General features: G+C 67.7%; 15 protein-coding genes and 3 pseudogenes. 9 read left to right on the top strand and 9 right to left on the bottom strand.

All coding sequences use genetic code 11. From position 1 onward, the window contains the following. Positions 1–11: 11 nt before the first annotated feature. The 3 genes and pseudogenes from ACZ56E_RS34765 to ACZ56E_RS34755 all read right to left on the bottom strand — a co-directional run. Positions 12–920, bottom strand: a complete 909-nt coding sequence (locus ACZ56E_RS34765) for a GlxA family transcriptional regulator (RefSeq protein WP_471220450.1) — start codon at positions 918–920, stop codon at positions 12–14. A gap of 10 nt (positions 921–930) precedes the next feature. Further along, positions 931–1,530: an isochorismatase family protein gene (locus ACZ56E_RS34760; protein ID WP_471220448.1), complete on the bottom strand. Its 600-nt coding sequence runs from the start codon at positions 1,528–1,530 to the stop codon at positions 931–933. A 116-nt stretch (positions 1,531–1,646) separates the two neighbouring features. Then, positions 1,647–1,851, bottom strand: a pseudogene (locus tag ACZ56E_RS34755) (helix-turn-helix domain-containing protein); the annotation flags it as partial. A 33-nt stretch (positions 1,852–1,884) separates the two neighbouring features. Here ACZ56E_RS34755 and ACZ56E_RS34750 point away from each other — a divergent pair. After that, positions 1,885–2,604 carry an NADPH-dependent F420 reductase gene (locus ACZ56E_RS34750; RefSeq protein ID WP_471220446.1) on the top strand — a complete coding sequence of 240 codons (720 nt, stop codon included), beginning with the start codon at positions 1,885–1,887 and terminating at the stop codon, positions 2,602–2,604. 374 nt (positions 2,605–2,978) lie between these two features. Here the strand turns inward: ACZ56E_RS34750 and ACZ56E_RS34745 are convergent. Together ACZ56E_RS34745 and ACZ56E_RS34740 are read right to left on the bottom strand one after the other, a co-directional pair. Then, a pseudogene (locus tag ACZ56E_RS34745) lies at positions 2,979–3,681 on the bottom strand (transposase); the annotation flags it as partial. A 1,549-nt stretch (positions 3,682–5,230) separates the two neighbouring features. Beyond that, positions 5,231–6,036 (bottom strand): annotated as a pseudogene (locus tag ACZ56E_RS34740) (helix-turn-helix domain-containing protein); the annotation flags it as partial. A gap of 837 nt (positions 6,037–6,873) precedes the next feature. Here ACZ56E_RS34740 and ACZ56E_RS34735 point away from each other — a divergent pair. Continuing rightward, complete coding sequence (locus tag ACZ56E_RS34735) at positions 6,874–7,500, top strand: hypothetical protein (protein ID WP_471220444.1); 627 nt, start codon at positions 6,874–6,876, stop codon at positions 7,498–7,500. Then, the gene (locus tag ACZ56E_RS34730; protein ID WP_471220442.1) at positions 7,500–7,757 is read left to right on the top strand and encodes a helix-turn-helix domain-containing protein; all 258 of its coding nucleotides are present in this window, start codon (positions 7,500–7,502) and stop codon (positions 7,755–7,757) included. The genes ACZ56E_RS34735 and ACZ56E_RS34730 overlap by 1 nt, the downstream gene beginning before the upstream one ends. 287 nt (positions 7,758–8,044) lie before the next feature. Here ACZ56E_RS34730 and ACZ56E_RS34725 read toward each other — a convergent pair whose 3' ends face one another. The 3 genes from ACZ56E_RS34725 to ACZ56E_RS34715 form a co-directional block, all read right to left on the bottom strand. Beyond that, on the bottom strand, positions 8,045–8,401 hold the full coding sequence (locus tag ACZ56E_RS34725; RefSeq protein WP_471220440.1) for a winged helix-turn-helix domain-containing protein: 357 nt from the start codon (positions 8,399–8,401) through the stop codon (positions 8,045–8,047). Between the two features lie 207 nt (positions 8,402–8,608). Then, positions 8,609–9,301: a metal-dependent transcriptional regulator gene (locus tag ACZ56E_RS34720; protein WP_471220438.1), complete on the bottom strand. Its 693-nt coding sequence runs from the start codon at positions 9,299–9,301 to the stop codon at positions 8,609–8,611. 8 nt (positions 9,302–9,309) lie between these two features. Next, positions 9,310–9,888: a YbhB/YbcL family Raf kinase inhibitor-like protein gene (locus tag ACZ56E_RS34715; protein ID WP_471220436.1), complete on the bottom strand. Its 579-nt coding sequence runs from the start codon at positions 9,886–9,888 to the stop codon at positions 9,310–9,312. Positions 9,889–10,177: 289 nt separating this feature from the next. Between ACZ56E_RS34715 and ACZ56E_RS34710 the strand changes: the two genes are divergently transcribed. After that, complete coding sequence (locus tag ACZ56E_RS34710; protein WP_471220434.1) at positions 10,178–10,648, top strand: hypothetical protein; 471 nt, start codon at positions 10,178–10,180, stop codon at positions 10,646–10,648. A gap of 88 nt (positions 10,649–10,736) precedes the next feature. Here the strand turns inward: ACZ56E_RS34710 and ACZ56E_RS34705 are convergent, their stop codons facing one another. Continuing rightward, complete coding sequence (locus tag ACZ56E_RS34705) at positions 10,737–11,765, bottom strand: LacI family DNA-binding transcriptional regulator (protein ID WP_471220432.1); 1,029 nt, start codon at positions 11,763–11,765, stop codon at positions 10,737–10,739. 547 nt (positions 11,766–12,312) lie between these two features. Between ACZ56E_RS34705 and ACZ56E_RS34700 the strand changes: the two genes are divergently transcribed. The 5 genes from ACZ56E_RS34700 to ACZ56E_RS34680 all read left to right on the top strand — a co-directional run bounded on the left by ACZ56E_RS34700 (position 12,313) and on the right by ACZ56E_RS34680 (position 19,721). Beyond that, positions 12,313–13,680 (top strand): ABC transporter substrate-binding protein, encoded by a 1,368-nt coding sequence (locus ACZ56E_RS34700; protein ID WP_471220430.1) that lies wholly within the window; start codon positions 12,313–12,315, stop codon positions 13,678–13,680. Then, on the top strand, positions 13,680–14,630 hold the full coding sequence (locus tag ACZ56E_RS34695) for a carbohydrate ABC transporter permease (RefSeq protein ID WP_471220428.1): 951 nt from the start codon (positions 13,680–13,682) through the stop codon (positions 14,628–14,630). The genes ACZ56E_RS34700 and ACZ56E_RS34695 overlap by 1 nt, the downstream gene beginning before the upstream one ends. Positions 14,631–14,635: 5 nt before the next feature. After that, positions 14,636–15,517, top strand: a complete 882-nt coding sequence (locus tag ACZ56E_RS34690; RefSeq protein WP_471220426.1) for a carbohydrate ABC transporter permease — start codon at positions 14,636–14,638, stop codon at positions 15,515–15,517. A 75-nt stretch (positions 15,518–15,592) separates the two neighbouring features. Beyond that, positions 15,593–17,155 (top strand): glycoside hydrolase family 13 protein, encoded by a 1,563-nt coding sequence (locus tag ACZ56E_RS34685; RefSeq protein ID WP_471220424.1) that lies wholly within the window; start codon positions 15,593–15,595, stop codon positions 17,153–17,155. A gap of 61 nt (positions 17,156–17,216) precedes the next feature. Beyond that, on the top strand, positions 17,217–19,721 hold the full coding sequence (locus ACZ56E_RS34680; RefSeq protein WP_471220422.1) for a discoidin domain-containing protein: 2,505 nt from the start codon (positions 17,217–17,219) through the stop codon (positions 19,719–19,721). The last annotated feature ends 28 nt before the right edge of the window (positions 19,722–19,749 follow it).

The raw sequence follows: 19,749 nt of genomic DNA, 5'->3' as shown, positions 1-19,749 counted from the left end.
GAGCTCCGTTGTCAGGCCATGCGGGCGCGGAGTCGGCGCAGCATGCGTGGGTCTTCGAAACCGGCTGAGCGGGCGGCAGCGCCGATGGTCGCGCCGTGGCTGATCAGGTGCTGGGCGTGTTCGAGGCGGAGAGTCTGCTGATAGCGCAGTGGGGTCAGCCCGATGGCGCGGCTGAAGAGACGGGTGAGGGTGCGCTCGCTCACGCCGACGGCCGCTGCCAGGGCGGGGAGCGGGAGCGTTTGGTCGAAGCGGGCGTCGATGAGGTCCTGGGCGCGGTGCACGGTGTCGTCGAGATGGGACCGGTGCCGGAGCATCGCGCTGGACTGCGGCTCATGGCCGTTGCGGCGGGCGTAGACGACCATGTCGCGGGCCACCTGGGCGGCGACGGTCGGGCCGTGCCGGGTCGCGACCAGGTGCAGGGCCAGATCGATGCCGCTGGCGATGCCGGCCGAGGTGATCACCCGGTCATCGGCGGTGAACAGGACGTCACGGACGACCACCGCCCCGGGGTGGCGCAGAGCGAGCTCGTCCTGCAGATCGTGGTGGGTGGTGCAGTGACGGCCGTCGAGCAGGCCGGCCTGGCCGAGCGCCTCGGCCCCACTGCAGACACTGGCCACAGTCCCACCTGCGGCGTAATGATCCCGGAGGGCCTGCAAGGAGGCGACGCTGATGGCTGGGGCGTCGGCCAGGGCGGCTGCCCGCCAGCCGGGCACCACGACGAGATCGTCGGCCCCGAGCTCGGGCCAGTCGAGCTCCGCCACCACCGGCAGCCCCTGGGCGGTGAAGACCTGGCTCTGCTCGGCGACGTACGAGAGCGTGTAGGAATGCCCGAATCTGGCGGCCGTGGAGAAGACCTGTGCGGGCCCTGCCAGGTCCAGGAGGTGGACGCCGGGCACGAGGAAGAAGACGATGTGGCTCACGATTCGGTCATCATGACGGAAGCCCTGCCGCGGCCTCCAGTCGGTCGACCGTCGTGATGGTGGCGAAGCGTCCGGCGAGGGCGTATTCGGTGCGTCTGATGACCTCTTCGGCGGGCAGCGTACGGGGATCGGCCAGCAACTCGGCGACGCTCTGGTCGGCGGGAGCGTCGCGGTGCGGGATGGGGTTGGTCGCGGTCGCGTCGATGGCGACGGTGACCTGGTAGCCGAGGTCGCTGGCGACGCGGGTGGTGGTCTCCACGCACTGCTCGGTGCGGATGCCGCACACGGTGAGTTCGCGGATGCCGCGCTCGGTGAGGAGTTGCTGCAGGTTGGTGGTGGTGAAGGCATTGTGCGAGGTCTTATGGATGAGCGGCTCCCCACCCGCCCTCTCCAGTTCCTCCATCAGCCGCACATGGCCGAGGGCCCGATCGAAGACATCGCCGGCGCCGGGCTCGGAGTGCAGCACCCACACGACCAGGTCCCCGGCCCGACGGGCGAGCCGGACCAGTCGGTTCACCTGATCAGTGATCTTCAGGTCGGAGGTGGTCGCCCAGAGCGGACGGGCGCGGAAGGACTCTTGGACGTCGATGACGATCAGTGCTCGGGTCATGCCCCAAGCCTGAGCCGCCGGACGGTCCGACAGAAGGCCACATCGGGTCCCGAAGCGGACCGATCCGGTCATCACGAGCAGTACCGGAAGACCTGACGTCGAGCCCCGATGTACGTGTCGCGGAGGTGGTCGACGATTTCGGAGCCGGCGTCGAGCGTGCAGCCGCCCCGGCTGCGGGCGCTGTGGACGGGGCAGCCGAGCCCGCGCAGGCGGTCGATGTCACGGCGGACGGGTGCGCACGGTCACCTCCAGCCGTACGGGGAGGTCGGCGCCTGACCAGTCAAAGGACACCCACTGTCCTGAAAGGCGCCTACGGTGGATACGTCCACAGGGAACAAAACGGGAGATTCCACCATGAAGATCACTGTTCTCGGCACCGGCGGCGGTGCCCGCGCCCACATCGCCAAGCTCGCCGAGCTGGGCCACGAGGTCCACGTCGGTACCCGTGGCCCCCGGGCCACTCTCGCCCGTACCGAGCCCGACATGATGGGCACCCCACCCTTCAAGGACTTCCTTGCCGAACACCCCGGCGTCGAACTGCACTCCTTCGGCGACGCCGCGACTGCCTCCGACAGCGTGGTGATCAACGGCATCGACGGTCACAACGCAGTGGAGGCACTGTCCGCCATCGCCGACCGGCTCACCGACAAGACCCTCATCGATTACGCGGTCCCGTTCATCTACCAGCACACGCCTGAGTACCCATGGCCCACGCCGTGGGGGATCATGCCGAAGCTGGACCCCTGCGACAGTGACAGCCTCGGCGAACAGATCCAGCGTGCCCTGCCCCGGACCAAGGTCGTGAAGTCCTTCGTCACCCAGGAACAGAGCACCGTCGTCGACCCCAAGTCCGTCGGCGGCGGGGAACACACCATGTTCGTGGCCGGCGAATACGCGGACGCCAAGCAGCAGGCCACGGAGCTGCTGAAGTCCTACGGCTGGACCGACATCCTCGACCTCGGCCCGCTCGTCTGCGCCCGCGGCATGGAGATGTACGCGCACATGCACTCCGCCATCGGCTTCGGCCTGGGCCACCAGTTCGGCGGCCACTTCGGCATCAAAGTCGTCCGCTGAGCCGAGCTTGAGTCCTCACCACCGAGTCCCCTTCGTGGCCAGTCCGTGCGTGTGGGCTCACACTCTGCCCGATGCACTACGGCTCCATCCTGGGGAGAGTGGAGCAACGGCGGTGCGGACGCAACTCAGATGGTGTGCCGATACGACTCCCACGGACGGGTCTCCACACCGTCCCGCAGTGCCTGGACGCGGCGAAGCGGGCTGGCCAGTTCCGCCGATGTCGGCCGCAGTCCTGGGTGTTGCGGCAGGTGGATCCAGAACGTGGCGGGCATTCCGCTCGCCATCCTGAGCAGTTCGGCGATCAGTCGGCGCCCAGGAGGTTCAGTACGGCTTGGTGGTAGACGGCGTACACCTGGGGAAGCTCGGCCAGGTGAGGGCGGCTTGGGCAGGCGCATGACCCGGTCGGAGCGGACGCGGCCGACGAGTTCGACGGGCAGGTCACGCAGGACCCAGGCCAGGCGGGTGACGTCATAGTCGGCGTCGCTGACGATCACGATCTGCGGGTCGCCGTTCTGCCATTGGTCGGCCGCGACGAGCCGTTCAACGACTCTTTGGAGCTGGGCGGCGGTGACCGCGGTCGCGTCGTCTGCAGGTCTCAGCCGGACAGCGTCCAGGATCGCGGTCCAGGAGGTGGCACCCGGCTCCAGCACGGCGACAAAGGAGTACGGCCAGCTGGGGATGACCTGCGATGCCGTCTTCGCCCGGCCATAGACGCGGCAGAACAGCCGGTCCGCTGAGCACGGCGCATCCGAGCGAAGCCACGGACACATCGACTGCGAGGACCAGTCGGCCGTCGTCGAACTGCGGCAGAGACATTCCGGCCAGCACCCTCCGTAACCGACCAGCATCGACCCGGCCGTGGCTCAGGCCGCCATACATCGCTCCGTGCCCACGTCGGTGTTCGGGCAGCAGCGTCAGGTCGACCGGGGACTTCACCGCACCGTCCGCACACAGCACCGCGTCCACCAGCTCGAACAACTCGTCGCGCCGTGCGGTCAGGCACTCGTAGAACTCTCCCCGGAAGCGTGACGCTTCCGCGAACGCTTCCCTCCGGACAGCATCAGGCAGCAGACTCACCCGCACGGCCGTCGTCGTGGTCAGGTGCACCTTGGTCGGAGCACAGGATCAGACGAAGGCCGCCCCCGTGTCCGGCGAACCTCCATGTGAGCGAATCCGTCCGAGACGCCATTCGAGACCGTGGCACCATGTACCGCATGACGACGAACCGAAAGGTCCATGCCGCGTAGACGGCCAGGACAGATCCGTGCTGGCGCCGCTGGCAGCCACCGGCCAACGGGTGCACGGCCAGTCATCAACGGCCTGTCTTCGCATGCGATGTCCGAGATCACCCGTCTCGAGGACACCCGCAACTATCTGCAGCCAGGCGATGTCAGCACGGCTGTGAGCCTGTGGAAGAACTACGTCCACCAGCCCGAGCGGGATCTGTGGCACGACTACGAGTGGGGCAACGTGCACTGGTACTGCTGCGGCAACCCCCTCGAAGCTCGAGCCCTACTCGACACCGTGATGCAGGCTATGTCACCCGGAAGCGCCCGCGAACTGCGAAAGGTTGTCAGTCGGTCAGACGCTGTCTGGAACCGCCCGTCCCCGCCCTACGACGCAGACGGAAGATAAAGAACAAGCTCAGGCGGGACTGGTGCTCACCGGCCTTACGTCTACGCGTGAAGCTCATTGTCATGGGGGGTCCTTCTGTTGGGGGGCCTTCTGTGCTGAGAGCGGTTGATGAGTAACAGGGCGAAGCAGACGGTGGCACAGGCCAGCCCCATGTAAAGCAGGGGCGTGGTCCAGAACGACACATCGTTGGTGCTGTATCCGCTGCTCCAATGGCAGGTAACGGAAGGGGGGAAGTGGTGGATGGTCGCTGACGTCAAGGTGTAGTCCCGCCCGACGTCCATGTAGTCGCCACTGGTGGTCTTCGTTGCACAGAGGTCGAGAGGGTGCGTGTAGGCGAGACCATAGAAGGTCCCGGCACCGTAAGCGGCGAGAGCTACTCCACTTCCGACGGCAGCCAGGCGAGCCGTCCGTGTGGGCTTCTTCCTGGTCACCCACAGTGCGTATGGGAAGGCTGCGATGATGAAGAGGAGGAGCGTGATCGCGGGCGGGCCGAAGAGTGCGAAAAGTTCCATGCACCCTGACGCTACTAGCCAGTAAGTGCCTGTTCATGAATCCGTTTTGAGATTGTAGGCGTGTTGTCGCTCTGGAGGCTGGTCGGTGATGCTGGCGGGCTGAGGGGAGCGATCTCTTACGCATAGCGCGACCCCATCGCTGACGAGGAGACGGTCGACCTTGTCCGCTCCCATGGCGGCAACGCCGTTGTCGGCTGGTGGAGCAAGGTCAATGAGTACAGCCTCGGCTGGATTGGGGGGCCGTGATGGCGAGGGAGTCCTTGTCGGTTTCGTGAACGTGGGCAGGGACGGTGGAGACCACCGCCTTTTTGATCGACACGAAGACCCGGGGCTCGCACCAGCATCGCGGTATCGGGACAGCAGTTGTCCGTCTGGCGGCGGCCCATGCGCGTGTGTCGGGGTGCGAGTGGCTGCACGTTGACTTCGAGCCCCGGCTGCGGGACTTCTATTTCGACAAGGTGGCTGCGGTATTGCATTTAACGGAGTCCGTGCCGAAGGGCGTGCATCAGGTGGTCGGGGTCGGCCGGCAGGAAGCAGCAGGTGCGCCAATCGTGGGCGTCGGTGAACGCCTTCATCCGGGCGTCTTTGTGCACGTTCAGGTTGTCCCGTACGAGCACGATCAGCACAGCGAGTTGTTGGCGGGCGGCGGTCAGCAGCTCGCGATAATCGGCCCAGGTGAAACTACGTCTGCCGCCCCGCTTGTGATCGACGTGCCGCTTGGGCCGGTAGATCAGACGGGAACGTTCGCCCTTCTCGTAACAGGCCAGAGCAGCGATGGAGGAGCGGCGCTGGGAGCGTCCCCGTACCCGGATGATGGGTGTGTGTCCGCGCCTGGCCCAGGTGCGGGTGGTCGGTGGCGTCATCGAGAAGCCGGCTTCGTCTTCGAAGTAGAGCCAGGGGTCCCGAGCGCTGTCACGGTGTTTCCACCTGTGGCCAGGTCGGTCTCCTTCACTCAGCCGTGACGGATTCCTCATTGCTCTCTACCGTGCGGCGGGTCCGGCCAACCGTGCGCTACCGGCCCCTTGGCCAGCTCCTGCTTGAGCACCTCAAACAGTCCCTCACTCGGCTCGGGCCTGGACGCCGGACCCCTCGACTCCAAGGCTGACCTTCCACCCCGTTCCCATGCCTGGTGCCACCGTTGTACCGATCGCACGCTGACGCGCAACTACTTGGCGACCGCGGCATTGTCGTGTCCCACGGCGAACAACTCGGCCGCCTGCATCCGGATGTTCTCCCCAAACGCCGGTCGCTCCGCGGTCAGACCGCCCCCTTGCGGGTTCCTCAAATGACCGGCCTATCGCGACCACCACAGCTTGTCAGCCCCCGCGACATCACATCCGCAAGGTCAGTAGTTGCACGTCAACGGCCGTCAGCCGGTTACCGCGCAACCAGACGCGGCTCGGCGGCCCGGCAGTGGGCGCGGCGCCGAGGGGATCGGACCTGGCGGAGGTGTCGACCGGTTCGCCTTGGGCGGTGATCGACGGCTCCTACGTCAGGCAACCACGGATCATTCGTCAAGGATCCGGGCACGGGCCGGGGCTCGACACATAACGCAACGCCGGGTCGCCGAGCCCGCGTTCTTCCATCTGCGCCGTTCGGGTTCTGTCACCTGCGGGACCGGGAGGATCCGGCGCTTCCGTCGCTGTTTTCGTTAGTGGTTCTAGCGGCCGCCGTCGTCCACACGCCCGTCCTCGGTGGTACGTCGGATACGCCACACGGCGAATGCCCCTCCCAGAACCCCACCCGTAAGAGTCGCCACACCTGTCCCCACCTCACTGCGCCAGACACCCGCAGCGACCAAGGCAGCCAACGTGGCTCCGATCAGCAGATACATGACGACGATGAAACCCATGGCGAGCTTTCGGTCCCGCATCGGTGGTATGCCCCCGTTCACCGGCTTCCTCCCGCAGTAACGGCGCCCACTACGTCCTAAGTCAACCAGAACCTACCCAACTCCCCTGCTCGCGCCATGGGGTTGGCCGGTCCGACGTCACCGACCCTACGCGTGGGGCTGGCCGGTCCGGCAGCGAGCACGAGGTCCGTCTTTGTCTTCGGCGAGTGCCAAACGTATCGTTATTCGATAACATCGTTTTTCGATAACAAGCTCAACGGGATGGTAGTCATGGTCGATGACCGCAAGTTGCTCGAGCCCCTCTTCAGCGCCGTATCCCTGGTCCTCCGCGTGGTGCTCGGCTTGGTCGTAGCGGGCTTCATCATGAGCCTGTTCGTCGGCGGCGTCCATGTCGCCTCCATCGGAGGTGACGTATGCCTTACTGCGGACGGAATATCAGGCAGCTCATCCGACACCGACGCGATGTTCGGTGCACGAGAGGGGGTCACCGTCAACACATCCCCTGAGTACTGCACATCGGATCCCTCTCGCGGGCAGCAGGCCCTTGAGGTCCTTCGTGACCTGCCGTCGTTCATCTTGATGTTCGGCGGGCTGCTGCTGCTCAACAGGCTGCTCAGGGGAGCGGCCCGGGACGGGGTCTACACCGCGCAAACCGCTTCCCGGCTGCGGATGCTGGGTTGGTGGTTGCTGGCCGGCAGCCTGACCACCGCAGTCGCGCAGGCCATCGCCAAGGCGGAACTGTTTGCGACATTCGTGGAGGAGGACATGGCCGATGCTCTCGGCAACGTGTGGGACGTCCCTTTCCTCTCCATCTTCACGGCCCTGGGTCTGTTCACCTTCGCCCGGATCGTGCGCGCGGGCGTCGTGATGCGTGAAGACGTCGAGGCCACCATTTGATGGCGGACGAACAGTCGCCGGACGGCCACGCGATCGAAGTGCACCTCGATCGCCTCCTCGCAGAGCGAGGGCTGACTCTGACCGAACTGGCGGACCGCGTCGGCGTGACCATCGCCAATCTCTCCATCCTCAAAAACGGCCGGGCCAAAGCCATCCGCTTCACCACCCTCACCCGTATCTGCCAGGTACTGGACTGCCAGCCGGGGGACCTGCTCAGCCATCATCCGGCCCATGCCCAACGGCCGGATGATGGCTGAACAACATGCTGATCATCGTGCTCAGCTTGCCCCCAACCTCGTTCGTGTCGTTGCGTGATGGCCGACGGGGCGCTGCCGCTTACTGCATCGGCCGTTGTAAGTGTCGCGTACTTGCCATCCCTGTAGGGGCTGGTTACTGGAGCAGTTGGAAGTGGGGGTGCCTCGGAGAGGCGGGGTATACGTAGAGTTGCGGGTTGTTGCCAGCGGTTCATGTCGTCCAGCTGGTTCCGAAGTTCCTCGCTCAGTTCCGAGGGGTTGGGGTAGTCGGTGACGGTGGTGGCGGAGCGTCAGAACAGGGCTGTTGGGGGTGGGCGGCCTCTGCGTGGTCGAAGGGGCACCACAGGACCTGGAGGAGGTCCGGTGACGAAGCTGCCCCGGCCGTGCACGACGTCAACCAGCCCTTCGGCGCGCAGTAGGCGCTGCTCCCGGAGGCGCTGTACGGAGGGCAGTTGTTCGCCCGGCCGCAGTTGTCCCGACAGGATCTGCCGCCTGAGGGCTGCGGCGGTCCGTTGGTAGGGAGGCAGCTGGGTGATGGAGTCCGGTGAGGTTGCCGCGGCCTTGTCGCCGTGTTCACCCGCTACCCCGGCTGCACGTCGGTTCGGCCGGTTCGGCTCCCGGCCGATCTGCACGGCAACTTGTTTCATATCCGCCTCGCCGTAGAGAACCCGTCTCGGAACCTGCTGCTTAGAGAGTTCCTCGCCCTGCCGCGAGCGAAGAGTGGCTCTCGACCACGATCGCGTCGAGAGCCACCCTCCTGCCTGTACGGGTCGTATGGACGCACGGGCCGTACGGGATGCGCGGTTTGGGCACCCGGCCTCCGTGCTGGTCGGCGCAGGCGCGCCCTTACTGACTCAGCGCTTCGCCACGAAGACGTGCGAGGCGGCCCGCGTGGGGAGTTCGGCGGCCGTACCGCCACTGTGGACCAGCACACCGGCGGGCGAGGACGTCACGCTCACGACCGCGCCGGGCCGCACCCCGGCGTGCCGCATGGCATACATCAGCTGGGAGTCGGTCTGGATGAGCTCCCTGATGTGCCGTACGACTGCGCTCGTGCCGTTCGGTCCGGGCGCGAGGTCGCTGAGACTGACCACGCTCTCGTCGGGGGACGGGTCCACCGTGCTCTTCTCGCCGAGCTCCTCCAGGCCCGGGATCGGGTTGCCGTAAGGCGACATGGTCGGGTGCAACAGCAGTTTGAGGAGGCGGCGTTCGACTGCCTCGCTCATCACGTGCTCCCAGCGGCAGGCCTCGGCGTGGGCCTGCTCCCACTCCAGCCCGATCACGTCGACGAGCAGGCACTCGGCTAGCCGGTGCTTGCGCATCACGCGCATGGCCAGCCGTCGGCCGTCCGCGGTCAGTTCCAGGTGCCGGTCGGCGGCGACACGCAGCAGGCCGTCGCGCTCCAGGCGGGCGACGGTCTGGCTTACTGTCGGCCCGCTCTGGTCCAGGCGCTCGGCGATGCGGGCGCGCATGGGGACCGCGCCCTCCTCTTCGAGCTCCAGGATGGTGCGGAGATACATCTGTGTGGCGTCGATGAGTCGGGACATGCTGCTCGTCAGTCGGCAGTCTTCGCGGTGGGCGTCTCTGCGGTGCGGGTCTTCGCTGAAGGGGTCTCGGCTGTGGCGGTCAGGACCGCGCGGCCGAGTATGTGGCCGGTCATGGTGAAGCCGAGGGCGGCCGGGGTGGCGTCGGACGGGACACCGATGGAGGCGGCATCGAGGGCGTGCACCACGACGAAGTAGCGGTGTGGGCCGTGCCCGGCAGGGGGCGCGGCGCCGATGAAGCGGGCCGCTCGGACGTCGTTGGGCAGCTGGAAGGCGCCCTCGGGCAGGCCTGAGCCCGTGTCGTCGCCGGCTCCCTCGGGCAGCTCGGTGACGGCGGCGGGGATGTCGGCGACCGCCCAGTGCCAGAACCCGGACCCGGTGGGGGCGTCGGGGTCGTACACGGTCACGGCGTAACTCTTGGTGCCTTCCGGGGCGCCGCGCCAGGACAGCTGCGGGGAGACGTCCTTCCCGCCGGGGACGCCGGATGAGTACTGCTCGGGCGACCAGGTGGCTCCGTCGGCGACGTTTGTACTGGTCACGGTGAAGGAGGCCGCCTCGGGGAGGCGGGCGAAGGGGTCGTTGGCGCTCATCGCGTCGTTCCTTTCAGGTCGTGGTGTGGGAGGGAGGGCGAGATCTGCCAGTTCGGGGGCACACGGCGACGCCATGAGGCCAAGCGGCCACGAGGCCAGAAGGTCGCCAGACGCCACGAAGCCGAATGGACACCTGCTCCAGGGCCAGACGAGCGTTGCCACGTCGCAGGCCGGCCGGCACCCTCCCGGTGGCCGACTCGGAAGGGCAACGAGGCGACCGCACCAACCATGGCGGGTCAGACCGATAGGATTCTCGTCGGAGTCGAGAAGATCACAGGGAGCCAGCGTCATGCCGGAAGTCATATCCGTCCAGCATCAGGCTGCTCTGAGCCAGTTGGCGCCGGGTGAGCGGCTCCTCGCCTACGGAATCGTCGTTCCGGTGAAGAGTGCTGAAGGTGTCAAAATCAAGCACGGCAAGATCGGCGGGATGCTCGGTGACCACCTGATGCACCGGTACGGCGCCCAATCTGGCGGTGCGCGAAGCATCGCGGCGGCCATGCCGGCCACGTCCGGGGCGCTGCTGATGCGGGTGACGGACCAGCGGGTCGGTCTCGTACGGCACCTGGATGGCACTCCCGTCTGGGAAGTCCCCCGCACCTGGACCGCCCGTGTGGAGCGCCGCCCCCGCCTGCAGCTCATGGCACGTTTCCGCGTCCACTACGCGGATGGCACATGGCTCGCCTTCCTCACCGCGCGTCGCCGCACGATCGAGGCATTCGCCACCGCATTGAACAACGGCGGCAGCACCGGCGGTTTCTGAGGCCCCGTCAACTCAACCGCAGGGCCAAGGATGTGCACGGGCGGCCATCCTCAGCGTCATGCCCTTCCACCGGCCGGGCGTACGGCGTCTACGTCGCCATGCGGAACGGGGCGGTCGCCGCCTGCGCGGTCGAGCCACGGACGACGAGCTCCGGTTCGAAGAGGAGTTCACCCGGGTGGGTGTGGCTGCCCTGGATCTGGGCACACAGCAGGTCCACCGCCGCGCGGCCCATGGCCTCGATGGGCTGGCGCACCGTCGACAGAGGCGGCTCCGTGCACGTCATGAAGGCCGAGTCGTCGAACCCGACGACCGACACGTCCGACGGGACGGAGAGCCCTCGCCGGCGGGCCGCCCTGATGGCCCCCAGAGCCAGCGGGTCGCTCCCGCACACGATGCCGGTGACCCCGCGCCCCAGCAGGCGGGTGGCGGCGGCCTGACCGCCCTCCAGGGAGAAGATCGACCGCTCGACGTGCTCGTCGGCCAGTTTCGCGCCCGCGGCCTTCGCCACGTTTCGTGCGGCCTCCAACTTGCGGCGTGACGGGATGTGGTCGGAGGGGCCGAGCAGCAGGCCGATCCGCTCGTGTCCGAGGGAGGCGAGATGGCGCCAGGCCTGCTCGACGGCGACGGCGTCGTCGCACGCGACGCAGGGATAGTCGAGGCCCTCGATCGACGCGTTGATGAGGACGACCGGGATGTTCCGCTCCGCCAGCTGGTGGTAGTGGTCGTGCGGAGCGTCGATCTCCGCGAAGAAGCCCCCTGCGAACACCACACCGGATACCTGTTGTTGCAGCAGCAGTTCCACGTAATCGGCTTCGGACACGCCACCCCTGGTCTGCGTGCACAGCACGGGCGTGAGCCCTTGTTGTGCGAGTGCGCCCCCGATGACCTCGGCGAACGCGGGAAAGATGGGGTTCTGCAACTCCGGTAGAACGAGGCCGACGAGCCGGGCGCGCTCTCCGCGCAACTGCGTCGGCCGTTCGTACCCGAGGACGTCAAGTGCTGTCAGTACGGACTGTCGTGTCGCTGCGGAGACGCCGGGCTTGTCGTTGAGAACACGGCTGACCGTGGCCTCGCTGACCCCCACCTTCTTCGCAACTTGAGCAAGTCGTCGCGCCATACACGCAACAGTATCGCAAGGAGCGCAAGCCGGTTGCGCTCCCGGGCATTCGCGCGATCGAGGACGTGCGCCGCTCTGCGAGGGGTCGAGGGGCGCGGGAAGCGAGCCGACGCCGAGTCGAGCAAGCCTGGGGCCGCCGTGGCAGCTCGGGAACTGCTGCCCGGCCGATCGCTCTCGCCACTTGCAACGGAGCGCAAGTTTTGCGTTGATGCGGCGATAGTTTGCGTTTCACCCCGGTCCGCCTACGGGGGCGCAGTCCAGTGGTGCAGGGCAGTCATTACGCCTGCACGGGGCACAGTTGGCAGGTGCCTGGCTCGGCGGAGTTCGATGGGTGCCGCGTTCGGTGCCTCGCCCGCAATCAATTTTTTGCAGTCTATGCGCGAGTTATTGTGCTCCGCTGTTGCTGGTGGTTGAGTGTGCGCGCAACCGACAGCCACAGCACCACGGCGGGCCGTATGTGCCCGTCCGGGGCCCACGCGGCGCGCCAACGCGCTGGCGCGCTGGGGGAAGCGCGCGCTGTGCAGCACGACCCGGAGGGGGTCTCCCGATGACATTCACGAGCAGTCGTACGCTCGCGCTCGCCACCGTCACTGTTCTCGCGCTGGTCGCCACGTCCGCCTGCGGTACCAGCAGCGACGGAGGTGACACGGACACGGGCGGCAAGGTGACGCTCGACGTCAACGGGCAACCGCCCAAGACCCAGGCATTCGAACGCAAGCTCTTCGACAAGCACGTGGCGCGGTTCGAGAAGGCCAACCCGGACATCGACATCGTGCCGCACGAGGGCTTCATGGACCCGAAGACCTTCAACGCGAAGCTGGCCGGCGGCAAGTTGGAGGACGTCTTCTACGTCTACTTCACCGATGTCCGGTCGCTGATAGAGAAGAAGCAGGCCGCGGACATCACAGAGGCCGTCGAGGACATGCCGCGACGCGGCGACATCCAGGACCCGCTGCTGAAGATCTTCCAGGATGAGCAGGGGCGCCAGTACGGTCTTCCGACCTCGAACTACTCCATGGGCCTGGTCTACAACCGCGCGCTGTTCAAGAAGGCCGGCCTCGACCCCGACCAGGCGCCGAAAACCTGGGCGGATGTCCGCGAGGCGGCCAAGAAGATCGCCGGGCTCGGGAACAACACCGTCGGATACGCCGACTTCTCCGCGAACAACCAGGGCGGCTGGCACTTCACCGCCGAGCTGTACTCCCGTGGCGGCCGGGTCGCGCGGCAGGACGGGGACCAGTGGAAGGCGGCGTTCAACACGGCCGAGGGCAAGGCCACCCTCCAGGACCTGTACGACATGCGCTGGAAGGACGACTCGATGGGCAGCAAGCAGCTGCTCCAGGTCGAGGACGTGCAGCGGATGATGGGCTCGGGCAGGCTCGGGATGTACGTCTCGGCCGCCGACAACATCACCGTCATCGCCAAGCAGTTCGGCGGGAAGTACGAGGACTACGCCCTCGCACCCGTGCCGGACGCGAAGGGCACGCTGCTGGGCGGCGAGGGGTACATGTTCAACCCCAAGGCATCGCCGGAGAAGATCAAGGCCGGAGTCAAGTGGGTGCAGTGGCGGTACCTCAACCCCGACCTCATCGAGAAGAACGTCGCCGACTACGCCAAGGCCGACCTCCCCGTCGGCATCCCCATGCCCACCGTCCCTGACATCTTCGAGGGCGCGGTCCGCGACCGGATCGAGAAGGTCAAGCAGGACAACGCCAACATGCCGACCGGCAACTACCAGGCCTTCATGGACGCCGCACCGAAGGTGCCCGGCGTGATCGAACCCCCGAAGGCGCAACAGGTCTACGCGGTGCTCGACTCCGTGATGCAGGCCGTCCTCACCAAGAAGGACGCCGACATCGACGCCCTCCTCGACAACGCCGAGGACAAGGTCAACGCGGTCTACGGCGCCTCCTGATGAGCATGTCGCTGAAGACCCCGCCCCCGCGCACGGCCGCGCCCTCGCCGCCGCTCGCTCCCCATCGGCGGCAGACCGCACGGCGGCGCGCCCTGCGCGAGCACGTCACGGCGTACGGGTTCCTCTGCGCCGCCGTGGTGATCTTCGCGCTGTTCTCCTGGTGGCCGATCGTCCGCAACATCATCCTCGGCTTCCAGCACGTCAATTTCGCCACCGGCAACACCTGGGCCGGCTTCGCCAACTTCGAGAAGCTCTTCGCCGACCCGCTGTTCCTCACCGCCTGGCGCAACACCGGCCTGTTCACCCTGTACGCGCTGGTGCTCGGCTTCGCGGTGCCGTTCCTGACCGCGGTTCTCCTGAACGAGTTCCGGCACGCGAGGGCGTACTTCCGGGTGTTGGTCTATCTGCCGGTGATGCTGCCGCCGGTCGTGGTGGCGCTGATGTGGAAGTGGTTCTACGACCCGGGCCCCGGGCTGCTCAACGAAGTCCTGCGCACGCTGCACCTGCCGACCTCCGCCTGGCTCGACTCCTCGTCCACCTCGCTGGTCTCCCTGGTCATCGTCTCGACCTGGGCCAACATGGGCACCACGACTCTGATCTACCTGGCCGCGCTCCAGACGATCCCCGGCGAGCTCTACGAGGCCGCGGAGCTGGACGGCGCGGGCGTGTGGCAGCGGCTGCGGCACGTCACCGTCCCGCAGACCCGGTTCGTGCTGCTCGTCCTGCTGCTGCTCCAGATCGTCGCGACGATGCAGGTGTTCACGGAGCCGTACGTGATGACCGGCGGCGGCCCCGAGGACTCCACAGTCACCGTCATGTTCCTGGTCTACCGCTATGCCTTCGTCTACAACGACTTCGGCACCGCCAGCGCACTCAGCCTGATGCTCCTGCTCGTCCTGGGCGCCTTCTCCGCCCTCTATCTGCGGGTCACCCGCGCCGCGAAGGAGTGAGCAGGATGTCCGCCTCGATGCGTACCCTCGTCCGCCCCGCCGTACTGCGGACAACCAAGGGACGACTGATCTACTGGTCGGTGCTCGCCCTCGCGCTCGCGTTGTTCACGGTGGCCTTTCTCGTGCCGCTGTACTGGGCGGCGACCGGCGCCATGAAGTCCTCCGCGGAGCTGGCGCAGTCCCCGCCCACCTACGTACCGCAGTCCTGGCACCCGGAGAACTACGCCAAGGCGTGGCGGGAGATGGACCTGGCGGGCTACTTCCTGAACACAGTCGTCCTGGCCGGCGGCGCCTGGCTCGTCCAGCTGGCGGTGCAGGTCCCCGCCGCGTACGCCCTGTCGAAACTGCACCCGCGGTTCGGGAACCTGCTGCTCGGGCTGATGCTGCTGACCTTGATGATGCCGGCCACCGCACTGCTGGTGCCCGTGTACCTCACGGTCGTCGACGTCCCCCTGTTCAACCGCAACCTGATCAACAGCCCGAGCGCCGTCTGGCTCCCGGCCGCGGCCAACGCCTTCAACATTTACATCCTGAAGAACTTCTTCGACCGGATTCCCGACGAGCTCCTCGACGCCGCGAAGATGGACGGCGCGGGGACGCTGACGACCATGTGGCGCGTGGTGCTCCCGCTGTCCCGGCCGATCCTCGCGGTGGTCTCCATCCTCTCCATCGTCACGGCCTGGAAGGACTTCCTCTGGCCGCTGCTCGTCCTGCCGGACCCGGCCCGGCAGCCGCTGAGCGTCTTCCTCCAACGAGTGGCGCAGGACACCCCGCTCAATTCCCTGGTCGCGGGGATGGTGATGGCCTCTCTGCCGCTGATCGCCCTCTTCCTGGTGTTCCAGCGCCAGATCATCGCCGGACTGAGCGCCGGGAGCCTCAAGGGCTGAGCGGCGGCCGACCGCCCGCACTCACCCCGACCACGAGTCCGTACGCGTCCGCGTCTCGCACGAAAGGACACTCTCTTGTCCAGCACGGAGTGGTGGCGCAGTGCTGCCATCTATCAGGTGTACGTCCGCTCCTTCGCCGACGGTAACGGCGACGGCACTGGCGATCTGGCCGGACTGCGGGCCCGGTTGCCCTACCTGGCCGAAATGGGCGTGGACGCACTGTGGTTCACCCCGTGGTACCAGTCGCCGTTCGCGGACGGCGGGTACGACGTCGCCGACTACCGCGCCATCGACCCCGCCTTCGGCACGCTCGGCGAGGCCGAGAAACTGATGGCCGAGGCCCAGGAGGCCGGGCTGCGCTGCATCGTGGACGTCGTCCCGAACCATGTCTCGGACCAGCACGAGTGGTTCAAGGCCGCTCTGGCGGCGGGCCCTGGTTCCCCGGAGCGGGAACGGTTCCACTTCCGCCCGTACTCGCCGGATCTGCCCAACGACTGGGTCGGCGAGTTCGGCGGGGTGCCGTGGTCCCGTACGGAGGACGGCGAGTGGTACCTCCACCTCTTCGCCCCCGAGCAGCCGGACCTCAACTGGAACCACCCCGAGGTCCGGCAGGAACACGAGGACGTGCTGCGCTTCTGGCTGGAGCGCGGCGCGGCCGGAGTGCGGATCGACTCCGCGGCACTGCTCGTCAAGGAGGACGGGCTGCCCTCGATGGACCCCACGCGCCCGCACCCTTTCCACGACCGGCCCGAACTGCACGACATCTACCGCTCCTGGCGACGGATCGCCGATGAGTACGGGGCGGCACTGATCGGTGAGATCTGGCTGCCGGACACCGAGCGGTTCGCCCGCTACCTGCGCCCCGACGAGCTGCACACCGCGTTCAATTTCGACTTCCTCTCCCGCCCCTGGGACCGGGCGGCGCTGTGGGAGTCGATCGACCTCACGCTCTCCTCCCACGCTCCGGTCGGGGCGCCCGCCACCTGGGTTCTCGCCAACCACGACGTGACCCGTACCGTCACCCGCTACGGCCGGAGCGAGGACACCGGCTTCGCCTTCGCCCGCAAGCGCTTCGGGGTCCCCACCGACCTGGCACTCGGCACCCGCAGGGCCCGCGCCGCCGCCCTGCTCACCCTGGCCCTGCCCGGCTCCGTCTACCTCTACCAGGGCGAGGAGCTGGGGCTGCCCGAGGTCGAGATCCCACGGGAGTTCATCCAGGACCCGATGCACGCGCGCTCCGGCGGCCTCGACCCCGGCCGGGACGGCTGCCGGGTACCGCTGCCCTGGGACGGCGTCCCTGAGCCGAGCTGGCTCCCGGCCCCGCCCGACTGGGCCGGGTACGCCGCCGAACGGCAGGAACGGGACCCCGACTCGATGCTCTCCCTGTACCGCGCGGCACTACGGCTGCGGCGGTCCCTGAGCGACGCGGGTCCGCTTCGCCGGCTGCGCGCGGACGAACCCGGCGTCCTCTCCTTCGCCCGCACCTCGGAGCGGGACGGGGCCACCTGGATCACCCTGGTCAATCTCGGCCCCGACGACGTCGCGCTGCCGTCGGGCTGTGAACTCCTGCTGGCCAGCAGCCCTTTGTCCCCGCTGGGGCTGTTGCCGCAGGACACAGCGGTCTGGTTGCGGGCCTGAGCGTCCGCGACCGGACCGCTCCCTCCGAGCACCACTCCACCCCCCGCCCGGAAGGACGGTTATGCACAAAGATGTCATGAACGCACCAACGAGCCGCGCCGGTGGCACCGCCAGATGGCGTACCGCCCTGGCCGCGACACTGGGCGCCGGTCTGCTGCTGTCCCAGGGGCAGCCGGTGTCGGCCGAGCCGGCCGCGGAGCCGGAGCCCCTCGCGGTACGGCTCACCGGTGAGAACGCCGACCGCGCCCAGGACGGGGCGAAGGCCACGTACGCCAAGGGCAGCAGCAAGAGCTGGGTCACCGCGGACTTGGGGGAGACCCGGCGCCTTGACCGCGTCGTGGTCCACCTGCCCGGCCCGGCACAGACCGTGCGCCTCGAGGGCTCCGCGAACGGCGAGGACTACAACGAACTGTCCGACGTCAAGGCCCGCGAGGGGACGGTCACCTTCACGCTGAAAGGCGCCGCCGTGCGCCGACTGCGCCTCGTCGGCCCGACAAAGGTGGGCGAAATCGCCGTGTACGCGGCGCGGGCCGGTGACACCACACCGCCCCGGGCCCCCGCCGGTACCGCGCTGAAGGGCACCACGCTCAGCTGGCACAGGACCGCCGACGCCGTCGCGTACGACGTCCACGCGGACGGTGACCTGCGGGCCAGTCTCCCGGCGGAGCAGCTCCGCTGGAAGGACACCACCGCACCCGGGCCCGACTCCGAGAAGGTCACCTACTCGGTACGGGCCAGAGACGCGGCCGGTAACCAGTCCGCGGACAGCCGCACGGTGACCCGGGAGATTCCGGCCGGGCCCGCGGCACGCTCCCGGGCCGCGTTCACGCCACCGAAGAGTGGTGCGGCCCTGGCAGGCCGGGCCGCCGCGCGGACCAAGGGGGCCGAGGGGAGTGCGGCGACGCGTGGCGCCGGCATGCCGTACACGACCGTCGAGGCCGAGTCGGCTTCAGTGGGCGGCGGTGCGCAGGTGGTCGGGCCCAACCGGAAGATCGGCGACCTGGCGGGCGAGGCGTCGGGCCGTAAGGCGGTGACGCTGAACGCGACCGGTCAGTATGTGGAGTTCACCACCTCGGTCGAGACCAACACCCTCGTCACCCGCTTCTCCATCCCGGACCGCACGAACGCCACCCTCAACGTCTACGTGAACGGCGTGAAGACCAAGGCGCTCGACCTGACCTCCAAGTACGCCTGGCTGTATGGCCCTGAGGCGTCTCCGGGCAACGACCCGGGCGCGGGGGCGCCCCGGCACATCTACGACGAGGCGCATGTCAACCTGGGCCGCACCGTCCCGGCGGGTACGAAGATCCGCCTGCAGAAGGACGGTGACAACTCCTCGGCGTACGCGATCGACTTCGCCGACTTCGAGAAGGTGACAGCCGCGGCGAACCCGGACCCGGCCGCGTATGTGGAGCCGTCCGGCACCACCCACCAGGACGTGCAGAACGCGCTCGACAAGGCACGCATGGACACCACGGGCAAGATTCAGGGCGTCTATCTGCCGCCGGGGGAGTACCGGACGAACAGCAAGTTCCAGGTCTACGGCAAGCCCGTGAAGGTGATCGGCGCCGGACCGTGGTTCACGCGCTTCCACGCGCCGACGGACCAGGAGAACACCGATGTCGGCTTCCGCGCCGACCAGCAGGCGAGCGGCTCGGTCTTCTCCGGCTTCGCGTACTTCGGCAACTACACCTCGCGCATCGACGGCCCGGGCAAGGTCTTCGACTTCCAGAACGTCTCCGGCATCACCATTGAGAATATCTGGGCCGAGCACGTGGTCTGCCTGTACTGGGGCGCCAACACGGACCGCATGACGCTGCGGAACAACCGCATCCGCAACACCTTCGCCGACGGCGTCAACATGACCAACGGCTCCGCCGGGAACCTGGTCGCCAACTCGGAGGCCCGCGCCACCGGGGACGACTCGTTCGCCCTCTTCTCGGCGACCGACGCGGGCGGCGGTGAGCAGACGGGCAACATCTACGAGAACCTCACCGCCAAGCTCACCTGGCGGGCGGCCGGTCTGGCGGTGTACGGCGGCCGTCTCAACACCTTCCGCCACATCCACATCGCCGACACGCTGGTCTACTCCGGAATCACCATCTCCTCCCTCGACTTCGGCTACCCGACGAACGGGTTCGGCCCCGACCCGACGAACCTCGCGGACATCACCGTCGACCGGGTCGGCGGTCACTTCTGGAACGGGCAGACCTTCCCCGGCATCTGGCTCTTCTCCGCCTCGAAACCGTTCCGTGCCATCCGGGTGGACAACGTGCGGATCACCGATCCGACCTACCACGGTGTCATGTTCCAGACGAATTACGTGGGCGGTCGGCCACAGAACCCGGTGGAGGACACGGTCCTGTCGAACATCGCGATCTCCGGCGCGCGGAAGTCCGGTGACGCGTTCGACGCGAAGTCCGGCTTCGGCATCTGGGCCAACGAGATGCCCGAACCGGGCCAGGGCCCGGCGGTCGGCGAGGCCACCTTCAGGGGACTCACGCTCAGGGACAACGCCCAGGACATCCGGAACACCACCTCCACATTCAAGATCAACGTGCAATGAGCCCCCACCCTCGCAACCCCAGGGACCT

Source organism: Streptomyces sp. NPDC039480 (genome assembly GCF_055597165.1).
This window is presented reverse-complemented; position numbering and strand designations above follow the sequence as displayed.